11 protein-coding genes are annotated in these 12,709 nt (G+C 65.8%); 10 read left to right on the top strand and 1 reads right to left on the bottom strand.

Annotated features, from left to right (window positions below; genetic code table 11):
• Positions 1 to 8: 8 nt before the first annotated feature.
• The 10 genes from QX108_RS21390 (at position 9) to lepB (ending at position 11,813) form a co-directional block, all read left to right on the top strand.
• Complete coding sequence (locus tag QX108_RS21390) at positions 9 to 1,745, top strand: methyl-accepting chemotaxis protein (RefSeq protein WP_315719222.1); 1,737 nt, start codon at positions 9 to 11, stop codon at positions 1,743 to 1,745.
• 106 nt (positions 1,746 to 1,851) lie between these two features.
• The gene (gene folE / locus QX108_RS21385) at positions 1,852 to 2,472 is read left to right on the top strand and encodes a GTP cyclohydrolase I FolE (RefSeq protein ID WP_315719221.1); all 621 of its coding nucleotides are present in this window, start codon (positions 1,852 to 1,854) and stop codon (positions 2,470 to 2,472) included.
• A 205-nt stretch (positions 2,473 to 2,677) separates the two neighbouring features.
• Positions 2,678 to 3,223, top strand: a complete 546-nt coding sequence (locus QX108_RS21380; protein WP_315726065.1) for a sigma-70 family RNA polymerase sigma factor — start codon at positions 2,678 to 2,680, stop codon at positions 3,221 to 3,223.
• Positions 3,220 to 3,870, top strand: coding sequence for a ChrR family anti-sigma-E factor (locus tag QX108_RS21375; RefSeq protein ID WP_315782512.1), 651 nt, complete (start codon positions 3,220 to 3,222; stop codon positions 3,868 to 3,870). The genes QX108_RS21380 and QX108_RS21375 overlap by 4 nt, the downstream gene beginning before the upstream one ends.
• Before the next feature lie 158 nt (positions 3,871 to 4,028).
• Positions 4,029 to 4,631: a sigma-70 family RNA polymerase sigma factor gene (locus tag QX108_RS21370; RefSeq protein ID WP_315719219.1), complete on the top strand. Its 603-nt coding sequence runs from the start codon at positions 4,029 to 4,031 to the stop codon at positions 4,629 to 4,631.
• A gap of 8 nt (positions 4,632 to 4,639) precedes the next feature.
• Complete coding sequence (locus QX108_RS21365; RefSeq protein ID WP_315719218.1) at positions 4,640 to 6,166, top strand: cryptochrome/photolyase family protein; 1,527 nt, start codon at positions 4,640 to 4,642, stop codon at positions 6,164 to 6,166.
• 112 nt (positions 6,167 to 6,278) lie between these two features.
• A complete protein-coding gene (gene nhaD / locus QX108_RS21360; protein ID WP_315782515.1) occupies positions 6,279 to 7,562 on the top strand; it encodes a sodium:proton antiporter NhaD in 1,284 nt (427 codons plus the stop codon).
• Positions 7,563 to 7,575: 13 nt separating this feature from the next.
• Positions 7,576 to 9,657, top strand: coding sequence for a PQQ-dependent sugar dehydrogenase (locus QX108_RS21355; protein WP_315782517.1), 2,082 nt, complete (start codon positions 7,576 to 7,578; stop codon positions 9,655 to 9,657).
• A gap of 319 nt (positions 9,658 to 9,976) precedes the next feature.
• Positions 9,977 to 10,864, top strand: coding sequence for an SMP-30/gluconolactonase/LRE family protein (locus QX108_RS21350; RefSeq protein ID WP_315782519.1), 888 nt, complete (start codon positions 9,977 to 9,979; stop codon positions 10,862 to 10,864).
• Positions 10,865 to 11,012: 148 nt separating this feature from the next.
• A complete protein-coding gene (gene lepB / locus QX108_RS21345) occupies positions 11,013 to 11,813 on the top strand; it encodes a signal peptidase I (RefSeq protein ID WP_172112056.1) in 801 nt (266 codons plus the stop codon).
• Positions 11,814 to 12,262: 449 nt separating this feature from the next.
• Here the strand turns inward: lepB and QX108_RS21340 are convergent, their stop codons facing one another.
• Positions 12,263 to 12,643, bottom strand: a complete 381-nt coding sequence (locus tag QX108_RS21340) for a hypothetical protein (RefSeq protein ID WP_315782522.1) — start codon at positions 12,641 to 12,643, stop codon at positions 12,263 to 12,265.
• Positions 12,644 to 12,709 lie beyond the last annotated feature (66 nt).

Below are 12,709 nucleotides of genomic sequence, written 5' to 3'. Positions count from 1 at the left end.
TCGCTCTCATGACCCCACGTCCGACGTCGACGAAGACGGCCACGCGCCAGTCCATCGCTGTCAAGCTCTACGCCATCTTCGCGTTGTTTGCCCTGCTGACCGCTGCGATCACCTGGCTGTCCGACTACAATTCGCGGCGGGCCACGGAGCTCATCAAAGCCATCGAGACGGCCAATCTCGCCGCTCACAACGTTCAGCTGGTCAACGGACTCGTCTACGCCGTCGTCATGGAGTCGCGCGGCGTCTATATGTCGACGGACCCGGCCGTCGTGAAGCAATACGGCAACGGCCTGCTCAAGTTCAATGCCGAGATTCTGAAGGTCGTCGACAAATGGAAGGCGATCGTCCAGGCCGACGACGCCCAGCAATTCGCAACCTTCAAGAAGCGGATCGAGCAGTTCGTCGAATTCCGCGCCGAACTGGTGCGCCGTGCCAATGAAATCAGCCCGGCTGCGGGACGCGAGTGGGGCGACAACGACGCCAATCGCTCGGTGCGCAAGGCGCTCAACACGGACCTCGAAGCGCTGTCCAAGGTCTATGTCGAGCGCGGAACAAAGATCGCCGAGGAAACGGCGCTGAACAACAAGCTCTCGCTCATGCTGACCGGACTCGGCGGCTTGATGTTGATTCTGGTCGCAGCCGGCGTGGTGATCATCGCCCGTTTGATCGCTCGGCCGCTGTCGCAGATCACCGATACGATCCGCCGCGTCGCCACCGGCGCCGAGAACGTCGAGGTGCCCTATGCCGGGCGCGGCGACGAGGTCGGCGAGTTGGCCCGCGCCATCGGCGTGTTCCAGCAGGCAATGGCCCATAACCGCGACCTCAATGTCCAGGTCTCGCAGGACTCCGAAATCCGCGAAGCCCGTGCCCGCCACATCGAAAGCGCCGTCGAGGAGTTTCGGACGGCCATCGGCGGCGTCATGCGGACCGTCACCGAGAACGCCGCGGCGATGCGCAGCACCGCCGAGGCCATCACGCGGCTGACCGCCAACGCCAACGAGCGGGCGGACACCGCGGCCGGCGCCACCTCGCAAGCGTCGACCAACGTCTCCGCCGTCGCCAGCGCGGCCGAGGAGCTCTCAGCCTCGGTCGAGGAGATCGGCCGGCAGATCCGGCAGTCGGCCGGCGCCGTCGAGCAGACCGGCCAGCGCACCGAGAAGTCGATCACCGAGATCGAAGGCCTCGCCGCCGCCACCCAGCGCATCGACGGCGTGCTGACGCTGATCCAGACCATCGCCGAGCAGACCAACCTTCTCGCCCTGAACGCGACCATCGAAGCCGCGCGCGCAGGCGAGGCCGGCCGCGGCTTTGCGGTGGTCGCCCACGAGGTGAAGGCGCTGGCCGGACAGACCGCCAAGGCGACCGAGGAGATCAGCCAGAACGTCGGCCTGATCCAGGCCTCGACCAAGACCGCGGTCGATGCCGTTCGCGAGATCGGCCAGGCGGTGCGCGGCATCAACGAGATCACCTCCAACATCTCCAACGCCATCCAGCAGCAGGATCAGGCGACCCGGGAGATCTCGGCCAACGCGCAATCCACCGCCCATGGCAACCAGACGCTGGTCATGAACATCGGCTCGCTGCGCGACGCGATCGGCGAGACCTCGACCGCCGCCTCCTCCGTTCTGTCGGCCTCCGGCGACCTCAACTCGACCGCACAGACGCTCGCCCACGAGGTCGAGAAGTTCTTCCAGAACCTGCGCTCGGGTCCCTCCGGGCAAGAGGGTCTGCGCAAGGCCGGTTGATCGGCGGGCGACCGCGGCGGCCAAGGCCGTAGCGCCGCCCGCGATCGACGCCGCGGGGTGATCCAGTCGGGAACGGGAACCGTTTCCTGATTTTCGGAGAGCCCCCGTGCGCAACACAGCCAAGAAACTCCCCTTCGCCTGCGACCCGGTCCCCGTCACCCAGGATGACGTCGAGGACGCCATCCGCACCATCCTGACCTGGATCGGCGAGGACCCGTCGCGCGAAGGTCTCTCCGAGACGCCGGCCCGCGTCGCCCGCGCCTACAAGAGCTACTTCGCCGGCTACGACCAGAACCCGGAAGATTATCTGCGCAAGACGTTCGAGGAGACTGCAGGCTACGACGAGATGGTGCTGCTGCGGAACATCCCGTTCCAGAGCCATTGCGAGCACCACATGGCGCCGATCATCGGCCGAGCCTGGGTGGGCTACGTCCCGCACAGCCGCGTCGTCGGCATCTCCAAGCTCGCCCGCGTCGTCGAGGCCTATGCCAGCCGGCTGCAGATCCAGGAGCGCATGACGGCGGAGATCGCCAACATCATCGACGAGGTGCTGCAGCCGCAGGGCGTGGCCGTCGTCATCAAGGCCGCGCATCACTGCATCAGCTCCCGCGGGGTCAAGAAGCACGGGGTCGACCTCACCACCAGCCGCATGCTCGGCTGCTTCCGCACCGATCCGATGAGCCGGCAGGAGTTCCTGGCGATGGTCAATTCCGACCTGAAGGATTGAGGTCGCGAAAAATGAGCCCCCGCCTGTGATCCAGCCCGCCATGACCGGCGTTTTTCGGCATGGACGATATTTGCCGGGAACCATGACCACGCGATTGAGAGCGGCTAGATTAGCGCCATGGAACGTGGCATCGTCCCGGCAGAGACTTGCGCGGGCATCCGGAGCCCGTTCTCGGGTGAATGCGAGCAGAGGGCCTAAGGCGACTGTGGACTGGGCGGATTTGATCGGACGCGTCGCCGCGCGCGGCGACCGCGAGGCGTTCAAGGCCCTCTTCGCGCATTTCGCGCCGCGCATCAAAGGCTTCCTGATCAAGACCGGCAGCAATGCCGACGATGCCGAGGAAATCGCCCAATCCACGATGGTGGCGGTCTGGACCAAGGCGGCCCAGTTCGATCCCTCGACGGCGGGTGTTGCAGCCTGGATCTTCACCATCGCGCGCAACCAGCGCATCGATGCCGCCCGCAAGTCGATCCGTGAGGGGCGTCTGAGCAAGGAGGTCGTCCTCGACGAGGAGGCCGATCCGACGCTCGCCGCCGACCAGATCATGTCGCGTGTCGAGGATGCCACACGGGTGGCCGCGGCGATCGAAAGATTGTCGGTGGAGCAATCCACCGTGATCCGCTTGTCGTTCATCGAGGAGCGACCGCATTCGGAAATCGCGGCAGTGCTCGGCCTGCCGCTCGGTACGGTAAAATCACGAATCAGACTGGCGATGAATCGCCTGAGAGACCTGTTGGACGACGCGACATGACGATCAGCCATCACCCGCCGGAAGACCTGCTGGCCGACTTCGCCACGGGGACGCTCGATGAGGCCGAGCGTCTCGTCGTCGGCGTCCACGTCGCCGGCTGCGGCCGCTGCCGTCGCTTCGTGCGCGCCGTCGAGCAGCTGGCCGGCGCCTCGCTCGATCAGGCCGAGCCGGTCGCGATGGGCGCGGACGCTTTCGACGCCATCATGGCGCGCATCGACCGGCGCCCGCAGGACGCCCCTGTTGTCAGCGAGGTGGCCGAGATCGACCCGGAGCTCGCCGACCTGCCCGAGATGGTCAAGCGCTGCAAGATCGGCAAGCGCCGGCGCGTCGCGCCGGGCATCAGCATGCGCCCGATCATGCTCTCCGGCGCCGGCAAGTCGCGCGCCTTCCTGCTGCGCTCGGAGCCCGGCGCGCGGATGCTGGAGCATACGCATTCCGGCAATGAGCTGACCTGCGTGTTGAAGGGAAGCTTCAGTCATCTCGGCGGCTATTACGGTCCCGGCGATTTCGACTACGGCGATGACGAGGTCGATCATCGTCCCGTGGTCGGCGACGAGGGCCCCTGCCTGTGCCTCGTGGCCATGACCGGCGATCTGCGCATGCACGGCCTGCTCGGCCGCCTGATCAGCCCGTTCGTTCGGCTCTAAGCATCTCGGCACGTCATTGCGGTCGGGTGCAGCCATCCCGAGACACCCATCCGCTGGATGATTTGCCACTTGCCTCGCCGCGAGGACGACCGCACGCTGGCGGTGATCCGCATCCGACTCTGACCCGTTTCCGCTCACAGAGCGCACGGAGGAGAATGATGCGATCAGCACGCGCGGATCAGAAGTCTTACGTCACGCATCTCAGCAGCCTGCTGGCCCGCGCCGGACGCAATGATGAGCAAGCCTTCGCCGAACTCCATGCTGCAACGGTCGTGAAGATGCGGAAGACGGTCCGCGTCCTGCTGCCGTCGACGGCCGATCTCGATGACATCCTGCAGGACGGCTATCTCAAGATCTGGCGTCACGCGGCGAGCTTCGATCCGGCCCGCGCGTCGCCCATCACCTGGATGTGCACGATCATGCGCAACACCGCCATCGACGCGCTGCGTACGACCGGCATTCCGACATCGGAGCTCGACGAAGCGCTGGCAATCCCTGATCCCGCCGACCGCGCCGCCGACGACGAGTTCGACTACGCACAGGCGGAGCCGATCGCCCGCGAGGCGCTCGAGCGGCTACCGGAGGAGCGCCGGCAACTGCTGGCGCTTGCCTATCTCGAGGGCGAAAGCCGGACGCGGCTGTCGGAGCGCTTTGGCGTGCCGGTCGGCACGATCAAGACTTGGCTGCATCGCAGCCTGGCCGCAGTGCGCAAGGACTGCGCCGGCCACGCCCACAACACCGTCACGGCTGCGGCGGCGTGATCGATCGCATGGCTCGCACACGTCAGGTCAGACATCTCGTCGTCGTGCTGGGCGACCAGCTCGACGCCGATTCGGCTGCATTCGACGGCTTCGATCCGGAGCAGGACGCCGTGCTGCAGATGGAGGTCACCGACGAGGCGACCTATGTCCCGCAGCACAAGATGCGCATCGCCTTCTTCTTCGCGGCCATGCGCCACTTCCGTGCCGATCTCGAGAGCCGCGGCCGCGTCGTCCACTACGTGCGGCTCGACGATCCCGCCAACACCGGCGCGCTCGACAGCGAGGTCGCGCGCCATCAGGCCGCGCTGCAGCCGCAGGCCACCATCGTGCTCGAGCCCGGCGACTGGCGCGTGCGCGAGGGCTTGCGCAAGCTGCCGCAGCAACTCGAATTCCGCGCCGACCGTCACTTTCTATGCACGGCGGACGAATTCGACGCCTTCACCGAGCGCCATCCCCGCCCGATCATGGAGACGTTCTATCGCGCGATGCGGCGCAAGACCGGTCTTCTGCTCGACGAGAGCGGGCGGCCGGTCGGCGGCAGCTGGAATTTCGATGCCGAGAACCGCAAGGGATTCGGCAAATCGCGTCCGCCGATTCCGGCCGCGCGGTCCTACGCGCCCGACGCCATCACGCGAGATGTGCTCAAGCTGGTGTCGGCACGCTTCTCCAACAGCCCCGGCAAGCTCGACCGCTTCGACCTTCCGGTGTCGCGCGTCGACGCACTGACCGAGCTGTCGGATTTCGTCGCCTGGCGGCTGTCGCTGTTCGGCACCTATCAGGACGCGATGCTGACCGACGAGCCCTTCCTGTATCATTCGCGGCTGTCGGGCGCGCTGAACCTGCACATGCTCGATCCGCGCGAGGTGGTCCAGGCCGCGCTCGCCAACCGCAACGCGCCACTGAACGCGCTGGAGGGATTCGTGCGCCAGATCATCGGCTGGCGCGAATTCGTGCGCGGCATCTACTGGCAGCGCATGCCGGACTACGCCGACGAGAACGCGCTCGACGCCAATCTGCCGATGCCGCGCTTCTATTGGACCGGGGAGACCGAGATGCGCTGCCTGGCGCAGGCGATCGGCCACACCATCGATCACGCCTACGCCCATCACATCGAGCGGCTGATGGTGCTGGGCCTGTTCGCGATGCTGCTCGGCGTGCGCCCCTATGAGGTGCATCAATGGCACATGTCGATGTTCCATGACGCCATCGACTGGGTGTCGCTGCCCAACACGCTCGGCATGAGCCAGCATGGCGACGGCGGCGTGGTCGGCACCAAGCCCTATGCGGCGTCGGGCCACTACATCGACCGCATGAGCGACCATTGCCGCAACTGCCGCTACGACCCCAAGCAGGCGACCGGTGACAGGGCCTGCCCGTTCACGACGCTGTATTGGAGCTTCCTCGCCAAGCACCGCCGCCGCTTCGCCAACAACGGCCGGATGCGCAACCAGTACGTCAATCTGGAGCGCCGCAGCGCCGCGGAAATCCGCGCCATCCGCAGCCACGCGGACACCATCGCCGCCGCGATGCTATGATCCACCCCTTCCCGCCCTGAACAACGCTCACGGCTTGCTGGAGGGCGGGCGATCGGTCATATCTTGGGCAGTTCCTTCCTGCCCCGCCGATCCAGCCCGGAATGTCCCGCAAATGACCGCCGCCATCGTCGCCGTCTTCACGCTCGCCTATGCCGTGGTGGCGCTCGAACATCCGTTCCGGATCAACAAGGCAGCGACCGCCCTGGTCGGGGCCGGGCTGATGTGGACCATCTATGCCGTCATGGGCGCCACGGCTCCGGCCGTAGCGGCCGAGCTCAACGAGTCCGTGGCCTCGACCGCGCAGATCATCTTCTTCCTGATCGGCGCCATGACCATTGTCGAGGTCATCGATGCCCATAACGGCTTCGAGGTCGTGACCTCGCTGATCGGCACCCGCAACCAGGTCACCCTGGTCTGGCTGGTGGGCTTCGTCACCTTCTTCCTCAGCGCCATGCTCGACAATCTCACCACCGCGATCGTGATGGTCTCGCTGATGAAGAAGCTGTCCGGCCGCGACGAGGACCGGCTGGTGTTCGCCGCGATCATCGTGATCGCCGCCAATGCCGGCGGCGCCTGGTCGGCGATCGGTGACGTCACGACGACCATGCTGTGGATCGGCGGCCAGATCACGCCGCTTGCGATCATGAAATCCGTCTTCATCCCGTCGCTGCTGAATCTCGTTGTGCCGCTCGCCGTCGTCGGCTTCACCCTGCGCGGCAAGCAGCTCGTGCCGCCGGCAAGCGCAGGCCTTGCCTCGATCAGCCCGATCCTGCCGTTCGAGCGCAATCTGATGTTCTTCATGGGCCTCGGCATCCTGGTCGCGGTGCCGGTCTTCAAGGCGGTGACACATCTGCCGCCGTTCATGGGCATCCTGTTCGGCCTCGGCCTGTTGTGGATGGTCGGCGAGATCATCCATCGCGAGAAGGCCTCCGAGCAGAAGCAGCGCCTGACGCTCGTCCACGCGCTGACCCGCATCGACATGCCCTCGATCGTGTTCTTCATCGGCATTCTGCTGGCCGTTGCGGCGCTCGAGCACACCCACATCCTGCAGGCGCTCGCCCAATGGCTCGACCGCACCGTCGGCCGGCTCGACCTCATCGTGATCGTGCTCGGGCTTGCCAGCGCCGTGATCGACAACGTGCCGCTGGTGGCCGCCTCGATGGGCATGTACAGCCTGAGCCAGTTTCCACCGGACAGCTTCCTGTGGGAGTTCGTCGCCTATTGCGCCGGCACCGGCGGCTCGATCCTGATCATCGGCTCGGCGGCGGGCGTCGCTGCGATGGGGCTCGAGAACATCCACTTCTTCTGGTACGTGCGCCGCATCAGCGGCATCGCGCTGCTCGGCTATTTCGCCGGTGCCGCGGCCTATATCGTCCAGTACAATCTGCTGCATTGAGCGGATTGATGGCATGCGACGGTCGTGGCGCATCCCTGCAAACGTCGCGACCGTCCTGCTCGGCGCAATTGTCGTGCTCGGCGCAATCTTCCTGCTCGGCGCAAGCCTGGGCCGCGCCGACGATGCTACGCTCCGAAGCGGCTACGCGCTGAGCTCCGCCAACTGCGGCGAAGGGGCCCTCGCCTTTCCGCGCCTGCAGATCGACATGAAGGCCGGCTTCTGCGCCGGGCTGGTCGCCAGCCGCGAGGACGGCCTGAGATTCCCGCGCAACATCGTGCAGATTCCCGGCAGGCCGCTGTTCGTGGTCGCCGACATGGGCGGCTGGGGCCATGACGACGGCCGGCTGCTGATCCTCGATCCCGCAGCGCCCGCCGGCCAGCGCATCCGCGAGGCACTCACGCGGCTGTCCTATCCATTCGGTCTCGCGGCCGGTCCTGATGGAAAGATCTACGCCTCCACCGACACCTCGATCTTCCGCGTCGATCCGCTCGCCCCCAATCCAAGAGCGACGGTCGAGACCATCATCCGCGACCTGCCCGGACGCAAGCTCACCTCGCCGGACGGCACCGGGGTGAGCGAGAGCGCCCATCCGCTGAAGGCCTTTGCCTTCGATCGCACGGGCCGGCTGTTCGTGAACATCGGCTCGCACAACGACAATTGCCTCTCGCCGGCGCCGATCACGCGGCCTTGCGCCGCGGGCGAAGGCGCCTCTCCGCTGGCCGCGATCTGGCTGTTCACGCCCCCCGCTGGCGGCGTCTTTCCGGCAGTGAAATCCGGCGCGCCCGATCCGCCGCATCAGGTGTTCGCGCGCGGCCTGCGCAACTCGATGGCGCTGGCGCTGCATCCGCGCTTTCCCGATCCGGGCATGGCCTTCCTGCAGGGCGAGAATGCGCGCGATCTCCAGGACGTCTTCGCACCGAACGAGGAGATCAACGCGATCGAGCAAGGCCGTCACTATGGCTGGCCCTATTGCTACGATCTCGCCACCCAGAGCCCCGAGTTCAAGCGCGTGTTGCAGTCGGGCCCCTTGAAGAACCTCTGCAACGACAGCGCGCTCTACAAGCAACCCTGGTCGCTGCTGCCGCCGCATGGCGCGCCGCTCGGCATGCTCTATTACACCGGCGACCGCTTTCAGGACCTCAAGGGCAAGCTGCTCGTCGGCCTGCACGGCTACCGGCCGACCGGCAGCCGGCTGCTCGCCTATGACGTCGACGAGAACGGCTTGCCGAAAGTGAGCCCGGCGCCGGTGCGCTATCACGTCAGCTGCGCGGCCGAGCCGACCCGCGCCTTCCAGACGGCGTCGGGCCCCGCGCCCGCTGCCGCCTTCGACGAGATCATCTCCGGCTGGCACCGCGTCAACGGCATCCGGCCGCAGGGCGCGCCCGTCGGCCTGACGATCGCCAGCGATGGCGCGCTCTGGCTGGTCGAGGACAAGAACCAGACCGTGATCCGCATCGACCGCTCCAGCGCGGCGGCGCCCGATCCGCTGCCGTGCGAGACCAGGAGCGATCACCTGATCGATCGGCTGGCAGCCCTGGTAATGGACAATGCCGCGAGCCGCGCGCGGCTGACGACGGTTCGCAAGGATCTGGTCGAGAAACACTGCAGCGGCTGCCATTCGGATTTCGGTCTCGAGGCCGGCCAATCCGAAGCCGAGAAGGACAAAGCGCTGCTGCGCTTCCTGCTGGCGCAGGATGGCTGGATCTATCCCGGCGATCCCGCCGCCGGCCGGCTGCGGCAGCGCCTGCGCGGCCTCGGTAGCGAGCGGCAGATGCCGCCGGGCACAAATCTCGTCAAGACGGAACCGGGCTACGCCAGGCTGCTTGATGTCGCCGACGACCTCGTCGCGCGCATGGTTCCGGGGATCCGGATGCGCGTCAAACCGGGCGGCCCGCCGCACCGCAAGTTCGTAGCCGCCGACGGCCGCGAATGCGGCGACATTCCGTACGGCAAGGTCGTCGTGGTGACGGAGCGGTTCGCCGTCAATAAGCCCGGCTTCAGCCGTTTCTTCCGGCCGGCCGACACCCATCTCAACGGCGCCTGCACGGACGACAATGGCTATTACATCCAACAGCAGTTTCTGGTGCCGCTCTGACAGCAAGCTGCGCCCGTTTCCGCCGCGGCCCATCCTGCGAGACGCCCGCCTCCGGCGGGCTCCTCAGGATGAAGGCGTCGTGCGCGGCGCCTCTGATGATTCTCATGGTGAGGAGCGCCGCGCGCGGCGCGTCTCGAACCATGAGGCCACAGATCGTAGGGTGGACAAAGCGACCGCCACCGGTGGCGCGTGCGAACCGGCCGCGAACGTCGGCGGTCGTGATGGTGGGCAGGCCGCGCAGGAGACCGCGTTTGGACGCTGGATGCGTCGTCTTGCGCCTTTGCCCACCCTACGCATCTCGCGTTGGGTGTTGATCGCAATGCTCACCGTTGCGCCCGCCCTCGCCGCCCCCAAGCTGTTCGAGAGCAGCCAGCTTACGCCGTCAGGCGAATACACCTTCGGCATCGAGGGCCCGGCCGTCGACCGCGACGGCAATCTCTACGTCGTGAATCTCGGCAAGCCCGGCACCATCGGCCGGCTTGCCCCCCAAGCGACCGCGTCGGAGAAATTCACCGAGCTGCCCGAGGGCAGCATCGGCAACGCGATCCGCATCGACGCCACCGGCACGATGTTCATCGCCGACTACAAGAAGCACAACATCTTCGCCATCGCGCCCGGCACCACCGAACCCCGCCTCGTCTTCCATGCCGACGAGATGAGCCAGCCCAACGACATCACCCTGGCGCGCGACGGCACGATCTATGCGAGCGACCCGAGCTGGAAGGCGCGCAGCGGCCGCATCTGGCGGATCGCGAAGGGGCCCGATGGAACGATGCAAGGCGTCGCGATGACGTCACCACGCGCCATGGGCACCACCAACGGCATCGATCTCAGCCCCGACGGCCGCACGCTCTATGTCGGCGAATCCAACAGCGGTGAGATCTGGTCATATGCGATGCAAAACGATGCGCTGGCCCAGCCCAGGCTGATCGCGAAATTCGAGCCGAACACCATCGACGGCCTGCGCACCGACGCGAGCGGCCGCCTGCTCGTCGCGCGCATTCTGAAGGGCACGATCGCCGTGCTCGCGCCAGACGGCCGCATGGTCCGGGATATTGCGCTGAAAGCCAAGGAGCCGACCAACCTCGCCTTCGGCGGCAGCGACGGCAAGACGGTATATGTGACGCAGCGCCAGGGCGGCTTCATCGAGTCGTTCCGGACTGATGTCGAGGGACGTGAGCACTGCCTGCAGATGCGGAAATGCTGACTCGTCCTAAGCTCATACGACCTGCGAAGGACCAAACCTTCATCCGCGACATCTACGCGTAGGCCGAACTTCACGCTTGCCCGAACAATCAGGACATCGCTACATTTGCTTGGCAACTGACGACATTTCGTCGGCGATGGAGGCACAGGTGGCGAAGAACGTTGTGCTGCCGGCAATCGTTCTTGCGATCATAGGCATCGCTCTCGTTGTGCTTGCTGTCGTCGCCATCTCCCTGTTTGCCTTACCAGGCTGGATCGGACTTGTCGCACTCGGCGCGTGGCTGATCATCGCTTGCATCTATGTCCTGCTCGTTCCCAAACCCGAACAGAACACCGACCCTCTGGCAGGGATCCTGGATGACCCGGCCGAGAGATCGCCGGTCATCGACCGGCTGCTGGCCGTTGCTCTCAGCATCGTGCTCTTCCTGGCGTTTCGAAGCTTGGCTTTTCAAGCGGAAGTCGTCGCAGGTCATTCGATGCTTCCGGGATTTCGGGACGGGCAGGTATTCGTCATTTCGAAATTCGCCTATGGCTACGGCCGATACTCCTTTCCGCTCGGCCTCGTCGACTTCGAAGGTCGGCTTCTCGGAAAAACGCCGGGGCTGGGCGACGTCATCGTCTACCGCAATGTCGAAACTGACCAGGACGCGATAAGTCGGGTGATGGGAAAAGAAAACGACCAGATCGAACTGTCGAACGGGACGCTCCGGATCAACGGCAAGCCGGCCCAGGTTGAAGACGGCGAACAAATGAACCCGAACGTTCGGCGAGAAACATTACCAAACGGCGTCGACTACCCTATCCGGTCCAACCCGAGCCTATCGAATGGCCGTACATACCGTGTACCAGCAGGAAACGTCCTGGTGATGGGCGACAATCGCCAGCTTGCCGCACCAACCGTCGTGCCGCTCAAGACCGTCATCGGAAGAGTAGCGTTTCAACTCAGATGAACTCGGGCTTGTTTCCGACCTAATGCATCGCGGCCTTACTGCTCTTTGTTCGCAGGCGGACCATGGGTGATCACCCGGCATTCCCTGCGCCCTCTTGCCATCAAGAAGGTCGAGCTCATCAGCATGACTCCGACACATCGTGTCGCGAGACTGCACCCGCATATCCACGATCAGCCATCGGGAACAGACGTGCAAAAAACTCGCTGCCATCCCGGACAAGCTGTGCCAACGCGACAGCGTTGGTGCGGCGCCGACCCTGGGTCCATACTCACAGGCCGCGGCGCGAGGCACAGTCTTGGTTGGCCAGCGCGCTCAATGACGGACGTCGGTGGTGATCGGTCCCGGCTTTCGCCGGGATTGTGAGGCAGGCCGCTCGCCCCTCGCCGGCACGAATCGTCCATCGCATGCGTGCTGACGAGGACGACGGGCCGAGCGTCACCGTGAAACGACTACCGCCCGTAGACCACCGGCGCGCGGCGGACGATCAGCGGCGGCGGCAGGTCGCGCTGCCAGACGCGGCCGTCATCGAATTGGATGCGCATGCCGTCGGGCGAATACACCGCGCTCTCGTCACGCGCATCGATCCAGAGCCGGCTGTTGGGCGCATTCCAGTCCGGCCAGGCCTGCAGCGACTCGCCGGTCTCGGTGGTCAGGTTCACCGAATCGCCGTTCTGCGTCACGAAGGCCGGCGCGCCGATCATGCCGTCGCGGCACATCTGGATGCAGCGGTAGGTGCCGGTGAGGTTGGCGCTCGGCTGGGCCGAGGCAGAGCCGGCGACGCAGGCGCCGACCAGGCCAATGAGGATTGCAACGCGTTTCATCTCGATCACTCCATCGCTCGAAAGGGTCAGCCAGCCCCCATTCGGGCCCCTCGGGCGGATCAAGCGCGATGCGAG

This window comes from Bradyrhizobium sp. SZCCHNR1002 (genome assembly GCF_032381435.1).
GTDB lineage: Bacteria > Pseudomonadota > Alphaproteobacteria > Rhizobiales > Xanthobacteraceae > Bradyrhizobium > Bradyrhizobium aeschynomenes.
Note: the sequence above shows the minus strand (reverse complement) of the source record. Positions and strands in the feature narration are given on the sequence as shown.

Excerpts from the sequence above, each read along its gene's own strand:
- QX108_RS21390 (WP_315719222.1), top strand. The coding sequence starts at position 9 with ATGACCCCACGTCCGACGTCGACGAAGACGGCCACGCGCCAGTCCATC.
- QX108_RS21375 (WP_315782512.1), top strand. The coding sequence starts at position 3,220 with ATGACGATCAGCCATCACCCGCCGGAAGACCTGCTGGCCGACTTCGCC.
- QX108_RS21370 (WP_315719219.1), top strand. The coding sequence starts at position 4,029 with ATGCGATCAGCACGCGCGGATCAGAAGTCTTACGTCACGCATCTCAGC.
- QX108_RS21365 (WP_315719218.1), top strand. The coding sequence starts at position 4,640 with ATGGCTCGCACACGTCAGGTCAGACATCTCGTCGTCGTGCTGGGCGAC.
- nhaD (WP_315782515.1), top strand. The coding sequence starts at position 6,279 with ATGACCGCCGCCATCGTCGCCGTCTTCACGCTCGCCTATGCCGTGGTG.
- QX108_RS21355 (WP_315782517.1), top strand. The coding sequence starts at position 7,576 with ATGCGACGGTCGTGGCGCATCCCTGCAAACGTCGCGACCGTCCTGCTC.
- QX108_RS21350 (WP_315782519.1), top strand. The coding sequence starts at position 9,977 with ATGCTCACCGTTGCGCCCGCCCTCGCCGCCCCCAAGCTGTTCGAGAGC.